Genomic DNA, 17908 nt, shown 5'->3' with positions numbered 1-17908 from the left:
GTATAGCCGGAATAGCTGAGGTAAGAAAATAAACAGAAGCCTTCTTCAAGTATAAGAGAGGCTCCACACAAAGAGATCAGGATGAAGTTTAAAAACAAGATAACCCACATTGCTTTCGTTGGCTCCATGTTTCAACTGGCATTGGCGGGCTGTTCGCAGAAGGTAGCAACGACGGCCGCTACTCCGGCTGCGGATACCGCGACTGTAACTGTTGCTACCGTACCGGCGCCGGAAACGCAGCGGGCGCTGGCTTTCCCAGGAGCGGAAGGGTTTGGCAAGTATACCACCGGCGGCAGAGGCGGCCAGGTAGTGATAGTGACAAATCTGAACGATAGCGGGCCGGGCAGTTTGCGCGATGCCATCCAAAAGCATGGTCCGCGTACGGTTGTCTTTGCGGTGGCAGGCACTATTCCGCTGGAGTCGCCACTGGATATCAACAACGGCGATATTACCATTGCCGGCCAGTCGGCTCCGGGCGAGGGCATTACCCTCCGCAACCATCCGGTAAGTATAAAAGCGGATAATGTGATTGTGCGGTACATGCGCTTCCGAATGGGCGATACGGATATGGAGCAGGCAGATGCGCTGGGAGCCAACAAGGGGCGCGAAAACATTATAGTTGACCATTGCTCTATGAGCTGGGCCACCGACGAATGTGCCTCTTTTTACCGGAACAAGAATTTTACCTTACAGTGGTCCATCATCGCGGAGAGCCTGAACCAGTCGGTGCATGAAAAAGGAGCACATGGGTATGGCGGCATCTGGGGCGGCAAGGGCGCTACCTTTCACCATAACCTGCTGGCCAGCAACACCAGCCGCAACCCGCGTTTCAGTGGCTCCAGCAGCACCCCGAATACCCCCGATGAACTGGTGGATTTCCGGAATAACGTGATTTTTAACTGGCGACACAACAGCACCTACGGTGGCGAGAGAGGCCGCTACAACATGGTGAACAACTATTACAAGCCCGGCCCTGCCACCATCGCATCGAAAGAAGAGAGAATACTGGAGCCCTACAGGCCTTTTGGTGCTTTTTATGTAAGCGGGAACTACATGGACGGCAGCCCTGCCGTTACGCAAAACAACAAGCTGGGCATAGAGGCGGAGCACGTGGATTCTGTCGTGGTGGCAACTGCTTTTCCGGTGGAGGCAATTACGCAGCACCCGGCGCAGGAGGCTTACGAGCAGGTACTGGCCAGAGCCGGTGCCAGCTACCGACGCGACAAAGTGGATGAACGCATTGTGCAGGAAGTCAGGACCGGGAAAGCACCTTATGGCCAGAAGAACGACGGCATCATCGACTCGCAGAAAGACGTGGGCGGATGGCCCGAGCTGGCCTCCGGCACGTCGCCCGAAGACAGCGACCAGGACGGCATGCCGGATGCCTGGGAGCAAACGCACGGGCTGAATCCCGGCAATGCAGCTGATGCCACCCAGTATAAACTCAGCAAGCAATACACCAACCTCGAAGTATACTTAAACAGCATCGTAGCGGCGGAGCAGCCTGTAAAATAACCTCACTTATGCGCCTTCTTTCAGTTATCGTCCTTTTGCTTTCTTTTTTATACGTGCCCGCCCAGGCCCAAAAGCTGGTGGTGGCGCAGGATGGCAGCGGCGACTATACCACCATTCAGGCAGCGGTAGATGCCGTGCGGGCTTTTCCGCTGGAGCGGGTAGAGATACTGGTGAAGCCCGGCACCTACCACGAAAAGCTCATCATCCCCTCCTGGAAAACCGATATCACGCTCCGCGGCGAGAACAAGGAGAACACCATCATCAGCTGGGGCGATTACTCCGGCAAAGGCGACATCAACACCTTTACTTCTTACACGGTGCTGGTGCAGGGCAATGGGTTCAGGGCGGAGGATATTACGTTCGAGAACACGGCCGGGCCGGTGGGGCAGGCCGTGGCGCTGCACGTGGAGGCCGACCGCTGCGTATTTAAGAACTGCCGCATCATTGGAAACCAGGATACCCTGTACGCCGGGGTGGATAACAGCCGCCAATACTACATAAATTGCTACATCGAGGGCACGACGGATTTTATTTTCGGGCCCGCCACGGCTGTTTTCGAGAACTGCACCATCCACTGCAAAAAGAACTCCTACATCACGGCGGCTTCCACCCCACAGGGGCAGCCTTTTGGCTTCGTTTTCCTGAATTGCACCATCACCACCAGCAACGACGCCACCAAAGTATACCTGGGCCGCCCCTGGCGACCTTACGCGCAAACGGTGTTCCTCCATACCAAACTCAGCGGAAACATCCGGCCCGAGGGCTGGCATAACTGGAACAAACCGGAGGCCGAAAAAACTACCTTCTATGCCGAGTACAAATCGACAGGGCCGGGTGCCTCGCCCAAAACACGGGTGGGCTGGTCGAAGCAGCTGACCCGGAAAGAGGCTAAGAAATATACACCGGCTACGGTGCTGGCGGGTGCCGATAACTGGCAGCCTAAACCATAATTAAAACAACCGGTGGCAAGTATAGCAAAGCAGCGCCGCAGGTATAAAATTTATCAGGATGAAAATAACGACTTACGCCATACTCTTGCTGGTACTGCTCACGGTTGCTTGTAAGCCGGCGGAGCCCGTTGCTGCAACCGCTGCGGTGCGCCCGGCAAACGGAAAATCCTACGCTGTTTGGATGGCTAATTCTGAGATGAAGCGGAGCCCCGAGGGCTGGATGATAGACTTTAAGGAGAAGCCGAAGTGGGATTATACCCAGGGCCTTTTTGCCAGCGCCCTGGAGCGGGTATGGAAGCGCACCGGCGATGAGAAATACTACACCTATGTCAAAGCGTTCGCCGATACCATGATTACGGACGATGGCACTATCAAAACCTACAAAAAAGCAGACTACAACATCGACCGCGTGAACTCCGGCAAGTTCCTGTTTGCGCTTTACAAAGAAACAGGTGCGCCCAAGTATAAACTGGCCATAGAACAGCTCCGCGACCAGATGCGCACGCAGCCCCGCACCTCAGAAGGGGGCTTCTGGCACAAAAAGGTATACCCGCACCAGATGTGGCTCGATGGCTTGTACATGGCTTCGCCGTTCCTGGCGCAGTATGCTACGGTGTTTCACGAGCCAGCGCTTTACGACGATGTAGCCAAACAGCTTATTCTGGCAGACAAGCATACCTGGGACGAGGAAAAAGGCCTGTGGCGCCACGGCTGGGACGAGAGCCGCGAACAGAAATGGGCGGACCCGGAAACCGGGCAGTCGCCGAACGTGTGGGGCCGCGCGATGGGCTGGTATGCCATGGCGCTGGTAGATGTACTGGATTACCTGCCGGAAAATCACCCGAAGCGGGATGAAATTATCGCCTTAACCCGGAAAATGGCGAAAGCCATCACGCGCTACCAGGACGAAGATAGCGGCGTGTGGTGGCAGGTAGTAGACCAGGGCGGCCGCGAAGGCAATTACCTGGAATCGTCGGCTTCCACCATGTTCGTATACTTCCTCGCCAAAGCCGCTAAGAAAGGGTATATCGACAAAAGCTACCTGCAAGCGGCCAAAAAAGGCTATGCAGGCATCCTGAAGAACTTTATCCGCGAAGAGCCCGATGGCAGCATCAGCATCACCAACGTTTGTGCTGTGGCAGGTTTGGGCGGCAATCCTTACCGCGATGGCTCCTACGCCTACTACATCAATGAGCCCCGCCGTGAAAACGACCCCAAAGCTGTAGCGCCTTTCATCATGGCCTCGCTCCAGCTCGAAGATTTGCCGGATACCACCGCCACTAACTAAAAAAACTATGATGTATAGCAACCGCTTCCTTTTTATACTTGCCTTTTTGCTTTGCAGCTGCGTTGCCAACCTGCACGCGCAGCAGTATGATTTTGTGGTGGCAAAAGACGGCAGCGGCGATTTTAAAACGGTGCAGGCAGCGATTGACGCCGTGCCGGATTTCCGGAAAAGCACCACCACCATCTTCATCAAAAACGGCACCTATAAAGAGAAGCTGACGCTACCGGCTACCAAAACATTTGTTACGCTGGTGGGCGAAGATGTAAAGAGCACCATCCTGACCTACGATGATTATGCCTCTAAAAAGAACAGGTTTGGGGAGGAAATGGGCACGACGGGCTCTACCAGTTTTTATATTTTCGGGGAAGGATTTACAGCCGAGAACATCACTTTCGAGAATGCGGCCGGTCCGGTAGGGCAGGCGGTGGCCGTGCGCGTTGATGGCGATAAGGCGGCGTTCCGTAACTGCCGCTTTCTGGGTTTCCAGGACACGCTGTACCCGCACGGCGAAAAGAGCCGCCAGTACTATAAAAACTGCTACATAGAGGGCACCGTGGATTTTATCTTCGGCTGGTCTACGGCTGTGTTTGACGACTGCGAGATTTACTGCAAACAAGGTGGGGGCTACGTAACGGCGGCTTCTACGGAGGCGGGGCAGCCCTACGGCTTTGTGTTCCGCAACTGCCGCCTGACGGGTAATGCCGAAAAGCACATGTTTTACCTGGGCCGGCCCTGGCGCCCGAATGCCAAAACGGTATACCTCAACTGCTACATGGGCAACCAGATAAAGCCCGAAGGCTGGAACAACTGGAACAAACCGGAGGCGGAGAAACTGACTTTTTATGCCGAGTATGGCTCTACAGGTCCGGGCGCAGCGCCGGCAGCCCGCGTTAACTGGGCACACCTGCTCACCACGCAACAGGCCGCCACTTATACCTTAGAAAACATTTTCGGCGATTGGGTGCCTTTTGGGCCGCCCTTCGAGACAAAGAAATAAAGTCCGGATTTATAGTTCAAACCAGCACCTATGGCACTACCTTCTACTTTTATACCTGCACTCCGGCACCTGTGGCGCTTTGCCTTGACTATAGTTCTGCTGCTTTGCGGTTCTCAGGCAGCTACGGCACAGCAACTGGCTTTTCCGGGAGCGGAGGGCTTTGGCCGCTATACGTCGGGCGGCAGGGGCGGTGCCGTGTACGAGGTCACCAACTTGAACGATTCGGGCGCGGGCAGCCTGCGCGATGCCGTGAATAAAACCGGGGCCAGAACGATTGTATTTCGGGTATCCGGTACGATACAGTTGGAAACAGATTTACTTATTCGCAACGGCAACCTGACCATTGCCGGGCAAACGGCCCCCGGCGACGGTATCTGTCTTAAAAGGTCGGGTATAGTGGTGGATGCTGATAATGTGATTATTCGTTACCTGCGCATCCGTCCGGGCGACATTGGCCAAAGGGAACTGGATGCAATATGGGGGAGAGGTATTAAAAATACGATGATTGACCATTGTTCTTTTAGCTGGTCGATAGATGAAACGGCCTCTTTTTACGCAAACGAGAATTTTACCATGCAGTGGTGCATCATTTCGGAGAGCCTGCGCAACTCGGTTCATTCTAAAGGTGCTCACGGCTACGGAGGCATCTGGGGCGGTAAGAATGCTTCTTTCCATCATAACCTGCTGGCAAACCACGACAGCCGCAACCCCAGGCTAGGCGAAGAAGCCGGCAAAGCCTTTGCGCTGGCAGACCTGGTAGACGTCCGCAATAATGTTATTTTTAACTGGGGCGGCAACAGTGCCTATGGCGGCGAAGCGATGAACGTGAATATCGTAAATAATTACTACAAGCCGGGGCCAGTTACCACCAGAAAAGAACGCATCCTTTCCATTGATAAAAATAAAATAGAAGGCACGGAGGTATACGGCATCTGGGGTAAGTTTTTTATTGACGGCAACTTTGTAGAAGGAAGTACCCGGGCTACAGCTGACAACTGGACCTATGGCGTGTACAACCAGTTTCACAGCAGCTATGGAACCATACCGGATGCCGAAAAAGAAGCCATGCGCATAACGCAGCCGCATCCTGTTGCAAATAACGTGACGACCCATACCGCACAGGAAGCTTACGAAAAGGTGTTGCAAAATGCCGGTGCATCTCTGCACCGGGATGCGGTAGATGAACGTGTGGTTAGTGGTGTGCGGAGTAATACGTTCACGGCAACAGGCTCAAACGGAAGCACCAACGGTATCATCGATAGTCAGAATGATGTAGGAGGCTGGCCGGATTTAACCTCGGCACCCGCCCCTGCTGATGCCGACCACGATGGCATGCCGGATAGCTGGGAACAAAAGTATGCGCTGAACCCCAACAATGCCGCCGACCGCAACAACGACAACAACAGCAACGGCTATACCAACCTCGAAGAATACCTGAACGGAAGTTTGCCGCAGGCGGAAGTTACCGGCCTGAAGGAGGATGTGTCGGCCGGAAGCAGCGCCTTTGTGTATCCGAATCCTTTCTCTGAAAGCGCTACTTTTAGGTTTTTGACGAGGCAGGCAGCGCAGGTGACGCTGTCCATATTTGATACAACCGGCAAACAGGTCGCCACGCTGCTGGACAAGCCCCTGCCACCAGGTGAGTATGAGCTGCAGTGGGACGGCACCGGCAGGCAAAAGCACTTACTGTCCTGCGGTTTATACTTTACATCGCTGCAGGTAGGGCAGGAGCGGGTGGTACAACGGCTGGCACTGCAAAAATAATAAGGCTTCCTCTTTAATCATCTTAATACATTTTATACCATGCTGCACAAGAACTTTATATACGCTACTATCCTTGTTGCCCTGCTGAGCAGCTGTGCCGGCTCCTCAGGTTCAGCCCAGTCGAAGGTTGCAAAAGTGGCTGCACCGGCTGCCGGCGTTTCAGAAGTATGGGTGGCTGACCAGGGCAATGGCATGTATAAAAATCCCGTGCTGCACGCTGATTACTCAGACCCGGACGTGTGCCGTGTGGGCGATGATTTTTACATGACCTCCTCCAGTTTTAATTCCATTCCCGGTCTGCAGATATTACACTCCAAAGACCTGGTGAACTGGGAAATTGTGGGTTATGCCCTGGACAGGTTGCCGCCTTACGACCATTTCGCGAAGCCGCAGCATGGCAATGGCGTGTGGGCACCGTCTATCCGGCACCACAACGGCGAGTTTTACATTTACTGGGGCGACCCTGATTATGGCATCTACATGGTGAAGACCAAAGACCCTGCAGGCGATTGGGAAGACCCTGTGCTGGTAATGGAGGGCAAAGGGTTGATAGACTCGTGTCCGCTTTGGGATGAGGATGGAAAGGCCTACCTGGTGCATGGCTTTGCCGGTAGCCGGGCAGGTATAAAAAGCGTGCTGGCCATAAACAAAATGAACCCTGAAGGTACCAAAGTGCTGGACGAAGGCGTGCTGGTATTTGATGGTCACGACAACAACCCGACCGTGGAAGGGCCTAAGTTCTACAAGCGCAACGGCTATTATTACATTTTCGCCCCGGCAGGCGGGGTGGCCACCGGCTGGCAGCTGGCCCTGCGCGCTAAAAACATCTATGGCCCTTACGAGCAAAAAGTAGTGATGGATCAGGGTGCCACAAGTATAAACGGTCCGCACCAAGGCGCGTGGGTAGAGTTGGAAAATGGGGAGGACTGGTTTCTGCATTTCCAGGACAAAGAGGCGTATGGCCGGGTGGTGCATTTGCAGCCGATGAAATGGGTGAACGACTGGCCGGTGATTGGCGAGGATAAAGATGGCGACGGCAAAGGCCAGCCGGTACTGAGCTATAAAAAGCCGGACGTTGGCAAAACATACCCTGTTACTACGCCGGCCGAATCGGATGAATTTGAGGGCAACACGCTGGGCCTGCAGTGGCAGTGGCACGCCAACCCGAAAGCTACCTGGGCTTTTCCGGCAGCAGGCAAAGGGCAGCTGCGCCTGTTTACCGACCAGGTGCCCGAAGACTTTAAGAACTACTGGGACGTGCCTAATTTGTTATTGCAGAAGTTCCCGGCCGAGACGTTTACTGCCACCACCAAACTCCACTTTACACCAAACCCCAAACTGCAGAACGAGCGCACCGGCCTGATCGTGATGGGCGAAAGCTATGCCTATATTTCGTTGGTGAGCAAAAAAGACGGGATTTATGTGGCCTACACTACCGCCGAAGCTGCTGACAAGGGCAAGCCGGAACAGGAGCAGTTGCTGGGGAAGCTGAACGGCAACGACGTATACTTCCGGGTGGCGGTCGGGAAAGATGCTGTATGCCGGTTCAGTTACAGCGAGGATGGGGACAAGTATACGCCCGTTGCCGACACCTTTACGGCCGTGCCGGGCCGGTGGATAGGGGCCAAAGTTGGCCTTTTCGCTACCCGCCTCGATAAAACAAATGATTCCGGCTATGCCGATTACGACTGGTTCCGCATCACGCCAAACAATCAGAATTTTCAATCGAATCAACAAAGTATAAAAAATGATACTTCAAAAGGGTTATAAAAAGCGATTAGGCTTCTACGGAAGTATAGCAGCTGTTTTTCTTTTCTCCTGCCAGCAACAGCCCTCTAAACCGGTGGCTACTACTTCCACAGCGCCCGTCGCCGCTGCACAGGCAGATATAAATGCAGCGCTGTACCAGGGCATCGAGTTCGACATGCCGAGGGTGCAGGAGCCAACTTTTGCCAATAACAGCGTGAGTATAGTTGATTTTGGTGCAAAAGGAGATGGCATTACCAAGAATACTGAAGCCTTTGCCAAGGCCATTAACGCGGTGGCTGCCAAAGGTGGCGGCATGGTTGTGGTGCCGCCCGGCATCTGGCTAACAGGCCCCATTGTGCTCAAAAGCAACATCAACTTACATACCGAGGCTGGTTCTACTATCATTTTCAGCGCTGATTTTGATGATTACCCGCTTATTCAGACCAGCTTCGAGGGCCTGAACACGTACCGCTGTCAATCGCCGATTAGCGGTAATGGGCTGGAAAATGTGGCTATAACTGGCCAGGGCGTGATTGATGGTTCGGGAGACGCCTGGCGGCCGGTAAAGAAAAGCAAAATGACCGATTCGCAGTGGAAAGACCTGGTAAAATCTGGCGGTGTGCTGAGCGATGATAAGAAGACCTGGTACCCCTCAGAAAATTCGAAACGCGGCGACAGCAACGATAACTTCAACGTGCCCAATTTCACGACAAAAGAGCAGTTTGAAAGCGTGAAGGATTACCTGCGTCCGGTGATGGTGAGCCTGGTGAACTGCAAAAAAGTACTGCTGGACGGCCCTGCTTTCCAGAACTCACCAGCCTGGAACCTGCACCCGCTTATGTGCGAGGATATAACGCTCCGTAACCTGACCGTCCGCAATCCCTGGTATTCCCAGAATGGCGATGGCCTGGACCTGGAGTCCTGCAAAAATGCCGTTATCTATAACAATTCCTTTGATGTGGGAGACGATGCCATTTGCATTAAATCCGGGAAAGATAAAGACGGCCGCGACCGTGGTATACCCACCGAAAACGTGATTATCAGGAACAATGTGGTGTACCACGGGCATGGGGGTTTTGTGGTAGGTAGCGAGATGTCGGGTGGTGTTAAAAATGTGCATGTGTCTGATTGTACGTTTATCGGTACCGACATTGGCCTGCGCTTTAAGAGCACGCGGGGTAGGGGTGGCGTGGTAGAAAATATCTACATTTCCAACATCAACATGCTCGATATTCCCTCCGAAGCCATTAGTTTTAACCTGTTCTATGGCGGCAACTCACCTATCCTGGAAGAAGATCAGCAGGCAGTCACCGAAGCCCGGGATGAAACGCTGGTGCCGGTAACTGAAGAAACGCCATCATTCCGGAACATCTACATGAAAAATATTACGGTGGCAGGAGCCAGTCAGGCTGCCGCTTTTCAGGGCTTGCCGGAGATGAACCTGCAAAACGTGCGCCTGGAAAACGCAATTCTGAAAGCAGCTAAAGGCATCACCCTGGTGGACGCCGCTGGGGTGAAACTGCTGAATGTAAAAGTGATTCAGGAAAATGGCCCTGCGCTTATACTGTATAACAGCAAAGACATTACGGTGCAGAACTTCTCTTTCCCGGCGGGCAAGGGAGCGGAAGCAAAGGTAATGGGCAAGCTCTCGCAGGACATCAGCTTTGATAAAGAAGACTTTAACAGCCCGGCGGCGCAGTTGCTCATCGGCCCCGAAGTACCCGAAAAAGCCGTGCAGCTGGACTAATGGTTCATAGCAGCTCCGGTGGAAAAATGCAAAAAGCTGGCAGCTATACTTCATCCAGCTGATAAATAGCACATTATAAATTAGCACATTAACTTATGAGAAGTATAAGTATACTTAGCCTGATGCTCCTGCTTTTGCCGCTGATGAGCTACGTGCAGAAGCAGGATAAGAAACCGATTATTATCTTTCTGGTGGCCGACTCTACGGTGGCCGACAAGCCCTACGGCAATGGCAACCCGGAGAAGGGCTGGGGGCAGGTGTTTCCGCTATACCTGAAAGATGGCGTAGAGGTAAAAAACTACGCTGTGAACGGGCGCAGCACCAAAAGCTTCCGCGACGAAGGCCGCTGGGACAAGGTGATGCAGGAGGTCAAGAAAGGCGATTACGTTATCATCGAATTCGGACACAACGACGAGAAAAGCGAAGACCCGAAACGCTACGCCGCCCCGGAAACAGACTACCGTCACAACCTGGAGCGTTTTGTTGCTGAAACACGGGCGAAAGGAGCCATTCCTGTACTGGCAACGCCCATCGTCCGGCGGAAGTTTGAAAACGGAGAATTGGTAGCTACCCACGGCAAATACCCGGAAGTGGTCCGCGACGTAGCCGCACGGCTAAACGTTCCCCTGCTGGACCTGCAGAAGCGAACCGAAGAACTGGTAAGCCGCTACGGCGAGGAAAGGTCTAAAGCGCTATACTTACATCTCACGCCCGGCGAATACGAGTCCCTGCCCGAAGGCCGCAACGATGATACGCACCTGTCCGCCTATGGCGCTTTCCGGGTGGCCGACCTGGTAGCCGACGAAATCAGAACAGCCCTGCCGGAATTGGCAAAGTATCTGAAAGAGTAAGTATGGTTGAGAAGTATGTTTATGCTGAAGTAAATAGGTCTTTATTACATGCTGTCATCCTGGAAGGATGACAGCAAAGTAGAAGCATAATACATGTTTATTTCTATCCCGGCACTACTTACGTTGCTGCTCTATATTGTGGCAGCCACCCGATTACAGTACTATTTTATACCTGATTATTTTACAGAAGAAATCTCATGACAAAAAGACTTTTTATACTTGGTTTCCTGTGCTTTGGGCTGGTACTTATGTCCTTTACTGCTTTCCAGAAAAAGATCGTAAAGGTCTACCTGGTGGGCGATTCTACCATGGCAGATTATACCGGTAACTATGACGACAAGGATTACATGACCGAGCGCTATCCGATTACCGGCTGGGGACAGGTCTTCCAGCCCTTTCTGAGTTCCGACAGCCTCGCACAAATCAGGAATATCATTAAAGCAGACAGTGTGCTTGTGTTGGATAAGGCCCGTGGAGGCCGCAGTACCCGCACCTTTTTTGAGGAAGGCCGCTGGGCAGAAGTATATAAGGCGCTCAAAAAGAATGATGTCGTGATGATTCAGTTCGGGCACAACGATGCTGCTGCTAATAAGCCAGAGCGCTATGTGAACGTGCAGGGCTACAAAGAATATTTGCGGCTGTATGTGAATCAGACACGGGAGAAAGGCGCTATACCTATTCTCATTACCCCCGTTAACCGCAACTATCCCTGGAAGGACGGGCAGCTCAGCAACGTGCATGGCGATTATCCGCAGGCCGTAAAAGATGTAGCCCGGGAACTGCATGTGCCTCTCATCGACCTCACCCAGCTGTCCATCGACGCCTTTATGGCCAAAGGCAAAGACTACGTAACGGCCCATTATTTCATGAACCTGCCCGCCGGCAAGTATACCGCATATCCTGAAGGAGAAAACGATAATACGCATTTCCAGCCGGAAGGTGCCAGAGCCGTAGCGCAACTGGTGTTTGAGGGGATGAAGAACCTGAAAGTAGAGAAAGCATCCGCCCGAAAATAACAATCCTCGTAGGGACAGGTCGCGACCTGTCCGAATCGTGCACCGGATTTTTATCTAAATCAGAATTTTCAGGATGTATGGATTAACAGGATTTCTATACTTTAGATGGCGGCCATTTGCTATACCTGCTGGGGTGTTTTATAGCCCGGCCTATGCGCGGATAGGTCGCGACTTGTCCCTACGAGAAAAAAAGAATTAATGATGAACCACAACCTTCGTACAAACAAGTATAAACGTATAAGCGCCTTTTGCTTCGGGTGTATACTTTACCTGTGCAGCTTTTCGGCTTTTGCGCAGCAACCCACATCCGATGTTGGTAATTTTTATCCTTTGCTGGATGCGTATGCCGGCAAGCACAACAGCAGCCTGTCGTACCTGGCCAAAGACTGGAAAAGCGACAAGAAGTGGCGACGCACTGCCAGAGCGCAGCTGAATGAGTTGCTGGCGTACCATCCCGGGCCTGCGCCGCTCAACACACAAATCCTGAAAACAACCAAACGGCACGGCTATACGCAGTACCTGGTGCGGTATAACCTGAATGCTTTGCAGCAAACCGAAGCTTACCTGCTCATTCCGGACAACCTGAAAAAGCCGGCGCCAGCTATAATTGCCCTTCACGACCATGGCGGCTTTTATTTCTTCGGAAAGGAAAAACATACTTTAACCGACAATCCGCCGCCCATTTTGGTAGACTACATCCAGAACCTGTATGATGGCAGGTATTATGCTGACGAGCTGGCCAAACGCGGCTTTGTGGTGCTTTGTCCTGATGTCAACTATTTCGGTTCCCAAAAGCTGCTGCCCGAATTGCTTACGCCCCACGACACAGAAGCCTACTATAAACAGCTGGATGGCCTGGACGAAAGTGGCCGTATCAAAGCTTTTAACAAGCTGGCGGGTGCACACGAAGTACAGATGGAGAAAACGATTCTGACCGCCGGCACCACCTGGCTGGGCATCATCATGCAGGGCGACAGGGTAGCCATCGATTTCCTGCTCTCCAGGCCGGAGGTAGACCCCAACAGAATTGGTTGTATCGGGTTGTCGTTGGGCGGGCTGCGCAGTACGTACCTTTTCGGGCTGGATGAAAGAATAAAAGTGGGCGTTGTGGCGGCTTTTTCTACCACGTATGCGCAGATGCTGCAGCAGCATGCCCACCATACCTGGATGATGTATGTGCCACGCCAGTACCAGTTCCTGGATTTGCCGGATGTGGCCTCGCTGAACGCCCCGCGCCCGTTGCTGGTGATGAACTGCCTGCAGGACAAGCTTTTTAGCAGAGAAGGCATGCAGGCGGCTGAGCAGAAACTAGCTACTGTTTACAATAAAATGAAAGTGCCTGAAAAGTTCTCATGCCGCTACTACGATGTGCCCCACTCTATGAACATCCAGATGCAGGAAGATGCTTTCGCCTGGCTGGAGAAATGGTTGAAATAAGTATAAAAACAGCCGCTATACTTACTTATAATACTTACGACTTATGAAACTGGAATACTTTGCTCTCAATGTAGAAGACCCGCTTGCCACGGCTACCTGGTATGTGGCGCACCTGGGCTTGCGCATTGTCAGGCAGATGCCCGAAGCGCCCTATACTACTTTTATGGTTGATGATAGCGGCAACATCATGGTCGAGATTTACAGGAACCCGGCAGACGAGGTGCCGCCCTACCGCACCATGAATCCGTTGCTGGTGCACCTGGCTTTTGTATCCGAAGATCCGGAGGCAGATAAAACCCGGCTCATAGCTGCCGGTGCCAGCCTGGTAACCGACCAGCATTTGCCTGATGGCTCGCACCTGGTGATGCTCCGCGACCCCTGGGGCCTGGCCCTGCAGCTTTGCAAAAGGAGCGTGCCAATGCTGGCGGCATATTAGTTTATGAAAAACAATCAGCAGTTAATCAATGCTTCGCGGGCCTGAAAAACAAAACGGGCTAAGTTCCATCCGAAGCTCAACCCGTTTTAAGTATAAATGCGCCAATAATTTGGTTACAGTGACACGTCTCTTTTCCAGGGTATAAAGTCGTCCTGGCCAAGCTGCATGGCTTTGACGATGATGTTGCCGCTAGCCACCTCGATGATGTAGTTCAGCAGGTCTTCGCCCATTTCCTCAATCGTCTTTTCTCCCGAAATCACAGGGCCGGTGTCGATGTCAATAATGTCGGGCATGCGCTGCGCCAGTTTGGTGTTGGACGATACTTTGATAACAGGAGATATAGGATTGCCGGTTGGGGTGCCCAGGCCGGTGGTAAACAGGATGATGTTGGCGCCGGAGCCGGCAAGTGCCGTAGTACACTCCACGTCGTTGCCTGGCGTGCACAACAAGTTCAAGCCGGGTTTGGTAACATAGCCGGGATAATCCAGCACATCTACCACCGGAGAAGTGCCGCCTTTTTTGGCAGCGCCGGCCGATTTAATCGCATCCGTTATCAGGCCGTCTTTGATGTTACCGGGGCTGGGGTTCATGTCGAAGCCCGAACCGGCTGCCTCTGCCGCACGGGCATAGGAACGCATCAGGTGCACAAACTTCTCAGCAATTTCGTTGTTAGTGCAGCGGTTTATCAAATCCTGCTCCACACCGCATAGCTCCGGGAACTCAGATAACACGGATTTACCACCCAAAGCCACCAGCAGGTCAGACACCTGGCCCAGCGTAGGGTTAGCCGATATGCCTGAGAAACCATCAGACCCGCCGCACTCAAGCCCAACCACCAGTTTGCTTAATGGAGCAGGCGCCCGTTGCAGTTTGTTGGCCTCTACCATCGCCAGAAACGTTCTGCGGATAGCCTGCGAAAGCAACACCTGCTCAGTTCCTTCTTTTTGCTGCTCCAGTATAATCAACGGCTTGGAGAAGTTCGGGTCGAGTGCCTTTATTTTTTGCTCCAGGATGCTCACCTGCGCATTCTGGCAACCGAGGCTCAGAATAGTAGCGCCTGCCACATTGGGATGATGAATATAATCTGCCAGAAGCGCGCACAGCATGTTTGCATCGTGGCGGGTGCCGCCGCAGCCTCCTTCATGCGTCAGAAACTTAATGCCGTCAATGTTGTCGAATACACGCTTGTGACCGTTTGCGGAGCCGTCCTGGAACGTGAGCGTTGCGATTTCGTCTGTTTTGCCGGCGCGGAACAGCTCCACCATCTGCTGCACATAATGTTTGTAGGCATCCACGTGGCCAAAGCCCAATTCTTCTATAAACGCCTGCTTGATGGTGTCTACGTTGCGGTTCTCGCAGAATACCATCGGGATCACGAGCCAGAAATTAGCGGTGCCTACCTGCCCGTCTGCGCGGTGGTAGCCCATAAAAGTCCTGTTCTGCCACTTCGACACATCCGGCGCCTGCCAGCCGGTAGTAGCTGTTTTACCACTGAAGGAGGAGGCCTGGTGCTTTACATTCTCTGTGCTGATGATGCCGCCGGCAGGTATAAAACGTACTGCTTTGCCCACCAGGCCGCCATACATAATAAGCTCCTGCTCCGGCAGCATGTCCTGCACGGCAAACTTGTGCTTCGCCGGTACCCCGTCCACCAGGGTGATGGTAAAATCCCCATACCTCACCTGCTCGCCTGCCGGTAAATCGGTCAGGGCTACGAGTACATTATCGTCGGGATGTATTTTTAAAAACTTGTGCGACATACGTATAAAAATAAAATTTGTACAATCGATTGCGCATATGCAAGATGAACGAAAAAATGCAAAATTAAAAGTTTTTAAACGAAATTAATTGAAACAGATGCGGAGCTATAACCGGATTGCTTACAACGAACTGTTTCATACTTTTATCTTTCAAATAATCTCTGAGATAAGCATAAGGCATCCAAAATAAAAACTCCTATATTTACATTATACTTTAAACTATTTAGATGGTCCTTTTTCAGAACAGTATTGTAAAATTAGACTACAACCCTGCTACTGACATTTTAGAGATTGAGTACCCGGATTTGCATGGTTATTTGCTTCTCGAAATAAAGCATAACATCGACATCATCGTGGATATCATTAAAAGCTATGATGTTAAAAGGCTTATACTGGATTCTACGAGAACCGTTATTTCTGTAAGCGAGGAAGAAAGCCGGGAGATAGCCATGTACCTGGCGATGGGTGTTATGAAAACCCGTGTGCAGAAAGTTGCGCGCCTGGAATCATATAATTCCACTTTAGAGGAAGCAGCCCAGAACAATGTCAGGCATATTGAGGAATCGCAACTGCTCCCTTTTCTGATAAAAAACTTTACGTGCAAAGCAGACGCCGTCGCGTGGCTGACGGGCAGCATGTAAGTTAAAGGTCAATAAATTCTTTAATATCTTCTTTTCAGGGTTAACTTTGCACCATAGTATTCACTGTATACTTAGCGCTGACAACCCGATGGAGAAAAATATAGACAGTGAAGACAGGATGCATGGTTCTATCTTCGTATTGCTAAAACGATTTATTGAGGGCTTGTATGATTACAGTACCTGGGTAAAACTACTCGAGTCAACAGGCCATGAGAATTCTTTGTACCAGATGCACGAAATGTACCCGACCAGGGACTTGTTTGCCATTATCAGCAAAGCTTCTGAAACAACCGGCATCTCTGCTTATGAACTTATGGAGCAGTTTGGTGAGTTCCTGGTACCAGACCTGCTTTTAATTTACAACAAATACATACACCCCGACTGGCGCACCTACGAGATGCTGCTGAATACGGAAAGGAGTATGCATGGTGCCGTAAAGAAGCAGGACAGCCGCACAAATCCGCCCATGCTGCTGGTAACCAAAAAAGGCAGCAGGCAGCTAATCGTTGATTATTATTCTAAGCGCAGGATGTCCGGCGTTGCTGTTGGCATCATCATGGGTATTGCCCGGTATTACAACGAAAGCGACAAAATAGCCGTTACCCGCCTTACAGCCGCCGACGAGGAAAGAGTACAGATAAAGGTAGATTTTCTGACCTGATTTGTCTCCGGTATTTAAAGCTGTTCAAAACATGAATTACTTTTCGCATAACCCGCTGAACCGCGATTTTGAAGCACGGACTGACGCGGCACAGCAAACGCATCTCTGGAACCACCCGCAGGCCCGGATTATACTTATACATGACAGCCTGAACCTTTTTGTGCAGCAGGAGGATAGTATAACGGCCGTACTGCTCCCGCGTGAGGAGGCCGAAGTGCTGGAGCCGGTGGCCAAAGCAAAAGTATTTCTGGGTGTTGCAGATGAGGTGCCCTATTTTGCGCTCGGTTTTGAAAAGCATCCGGATGTATTAGCAAAGTATCCGAAAACTGCGTCATACCTGTTCCGGGACTTAAAAGATGTAGCCCTGCAGCTGCCGCAGGAGCAGAGCGCCATACTTGCCTATGCCCGTGCCATGGTACACTGGCACTTGGGCCACCACTTCTGTGCCAACTGCGGTGCGCCAACCTACAATATTGAAGCAGGCCATGTGCGGCAGTGCTCTAATGCGGATTGCGGCAAACTTCACTTCCCTAGAACCGACACAGCTGTGATAATGCTGATTTCCGAAGGCGATGCCTGTTTGCTGGCGCGGCAGGCCACCTGGCCTAAGTCGCGCTACGCCACGCTGGCCGGTTTCCTGGAGCCCGGTGAAACGCTGGAACAGGCGGTAGCGCGCGAAGCCATGGAAGAAACAGGAGTGCAGCTGGCCAGTATAACGTACCATTCCTCGCAGCCCTGGCCTTTTCCGGCTTCTGTTATGGCAGGCTTTATGGCCACGGCCAGCAGCCGCAGCCTGGCCGTAAATTACAACGAGATGGAAGATGCCCGCTGGTTTACACGACAGGAAATTGCAGACGGACTGCAGCAGGGTACTTTCCTGTTGCCGCCGCAGGTATCTATTTCGTATCGCCTGATCCGCGACTGGTACAATGCTGCGCCAGGCCATCAACTGGAGGAGGTGATGCAGGGCCTTCCTGAACGGAATCTTTAATCATACTTAAGCCAGAGTGCTATTTACTTTCGCTGAAGAAAAATAACCTATCCTCAGCCTCTAAAAGACTGATTAGATACAGGTAACCTTAAAAAGCTGGCACCA

The 17908-nt window shown here is 52.1% G+C and carries 15 protein-coding genes; 14 read left to right on the top strand and 1 reads right to left on the bottom strand.

Annotation, left to right across the window (positions count from 1 at the left end):
• Positions 1 to 81: 81 nt before the first annotated feature.
• From I2I11_RS17280 to I2I11_RS17230, 11 genes are all read left to right on the top strand, one after another.
• Positions 82 to 1515: a pectate lyase family protein gene (locus I2I11_RS17280; RefSeq protein WP_230680389.1), complete on the top strand. Its 1434-nt coding sequence runs from the start codon at positions 82 to 84 to the stop codon at positions 1513 to 1515.
• 8 nt (positions 1516 to 1523) lie between these two features.
• Positions 1524 to 2465 carry a pectinesterase family protein gene (locus I2I11_RS17275; protein WP_196268992.1) on the top strand — a complete coding sequence of 314 codons (942 nt, stop codon included), beginning with the start codon at positions 1524 to 1526 and terminating at the stop codon, positions 2463 to 2465.
• 58 nt (positions 2466 to 2523) lie between these two features.
• The gene (locus I2I11_RS17270) at positions 2524 to 3753 is read left to right on the top strand and encodes a glycoside hydrolase family 88/105 protein (RefSeq protein WP_196268991.1); all 1230 of its coding nucleotides are present in this window, start codon (positions 2524 to 2526) and stop codon (positions 3751 to 3753) included.
• 7 nt (positions 3754 to 3760) lie between these two features.
• Positions 3761 to 4750 carry a pectinesterase family protein gene (locus I2I11_RS17265; RefSeq protein ID WP_370583006.1) on the top strand — a complete coding sequence of 330 codons (990 nt, stop codon included), beginning with the start codon at positions 3761 to 3763 and terminating at the stop codon, positions 4748 to 4750.
• Positions 4751 to 4780: 30 nt separating this feature from the next.
• The gene (locus I2I11_RS17260) at positions 4781 to 6514 is read left to right on the top strand and encodes a FlgD immunoglobulin-like domain containing protein (RefSeq protein ID WP_196268990.1); all 1734 of its coding nucleotides are present in this window, start codon (positions 4781 to 4783) and stop codon (positions 6512 to 6514) included.
• Between the two features lie 39 nt (positions 6515 to 6553).
• Positions 6554 to 8284: a glycoside hydrolase family 43 protein gene (locus I2I11_RS17255; RefSeq protein ID WP_196268989.1), complete on the top strand. Its 1731-nt coding sequence runs from the start codon at positions 6554 to 6556 to the stop codon at positions 8282 to 8284.
• The gene (locus I2I11_RS17250) at positions 8262 to 10010 is read left to right on the top strand and encodes a glycoside hydrolase family 28 protein (RefSeq protein WP_196268988.1); all 1749 of its coding nucleotides are present in this window, start codon (positions 8262 to 8264) and stop codon (positions 10008 to 10010) included. The genes I2I11_RS17255 and I2I11_RS17250 overlap by 23 nt, the downstream gene beginning before the upstream one ends.
• Positions 10011 to 10105: 95 nt before the next feature.
• On the top strand, positions 10106 to 10861 hold the full coding sequence (locus I2I11_RS17245) for a rhamnogalacturonan acetylesterase (RefSeq protein ID WP_196268987.1): 756 nt from the start codon (positions 10106 to 10108) through the stop codon (positions 10859 to 10861).
• Positions 10862 to 11058: 197 nt separating this feature from the next.
• A complete protein-coding gene (locus tag I2I11_RS17240) occupies positions 11059 to 11877 on the top strand; it encodes a rhamnogalacturonan acetylesterase (protein WP_196268986.1) in 819 nt (272 codons plus the stop codon).
• A 198-nt stretch (positions 11878 to 12075) separates the two neighbouring features.
• Positions 12076 to 13314: a dienelactone hydrolase family protein gene (locus I2I11_RS17235; protein ID WP_230680388.1), complete on the top strand. Its 1239-nt coding sequence runs from the start codon at positions 12076 to 12078 to the stop codon at positions 13312 to 13314.
• 43 nt (positions 13315 to 13357) lie between these two features.
• On the top strand, positions 13358 to 13750 hold the full coding sequence (locus I2I11_RS17230) for a VOC family protein (RefSeq protein WP_196268985.1): 393 nt from the start codon (positions 13358 to 13360) through the stop codon (positions 13748 to 13750).
• Positions 13751 to 13863: 113 nt separating this feature from the next.
• Here the strand turns inward: I2I11_RS17230 and I2I11_RS17225 are convergent, their stop codons facing one another.
• Positions 13864 to 15510 (bottom strand): UxaA family hydrolase, encoded by a 1647-nt coding sequence (locus I2I11_RS17225; RefSeq protein ID WP_196268984.1) that lies wholly within the window; start codon positions 15508 to 15510, stop codon positions 13864 to 13866.
• Positions 15511 to 15737: 227 nt separating this feature from the next.
• Between I2I11_RS17225 and I2I11_RS17220 the strand changes: the two genes are divergently transcribed.
• From I2I11_RS17220 to nudC, 3 genes are all read left to right on the top strand, one after another.
• A complete protein-coding gene (locus I2I11_RS17220; RefSeq protein WP_196268983.1) occupies positions 15738 to 16151 on the top strand; it encodes a hypothetical protein in 414 nt (137 codons plus the stop codon).
• Positions 16152 to 16239: 88 nt separating this feature from the next.
• Positions 16240 to 16812 carry a heme NO-binding domain-containing protein gene (locus tag I2I11_RS17215; protein WP_196268982.1) on the top strand — a complete coding sequence of 191 codons (573 nt, stop codon included), beginning with the start codon at positions 16240 to 16242 and terminating at the stop codon, positions 16810 to 16812.
• A gap of 31 nt (positions 16813 to 16843) precedes the next feature.
• The gene (nudC, locus tag I2I11_RS17210) at positions 16844 to 17803 is read left to right on the top strand and encodes an NAD(+) diphosphatase (protein WP_196268981.1); all 960 of its coding nucleotides are present in this window, start codon (positions 16844 to 16846) and stop codon (positions 17801 to 17803) included.
• The last annotated feature ends 105 nt before the right edge of the window (positions 17804 to 17908 follow it).

The organism is Pontibacter rufus (assembly GCF_015694705.1).
Taxonomy (GTDB): domain Bacteria; phylum Bacteroidota; class Bacteroidia; order Cytophagales; family Hymenobacteraceae; genus Pontibacter; species Pontibacter rufus.
Note: the sequence above shows the minus strand (reverse complement) of the source record. Positions and strands in the feature narration are given on the sequence as shown.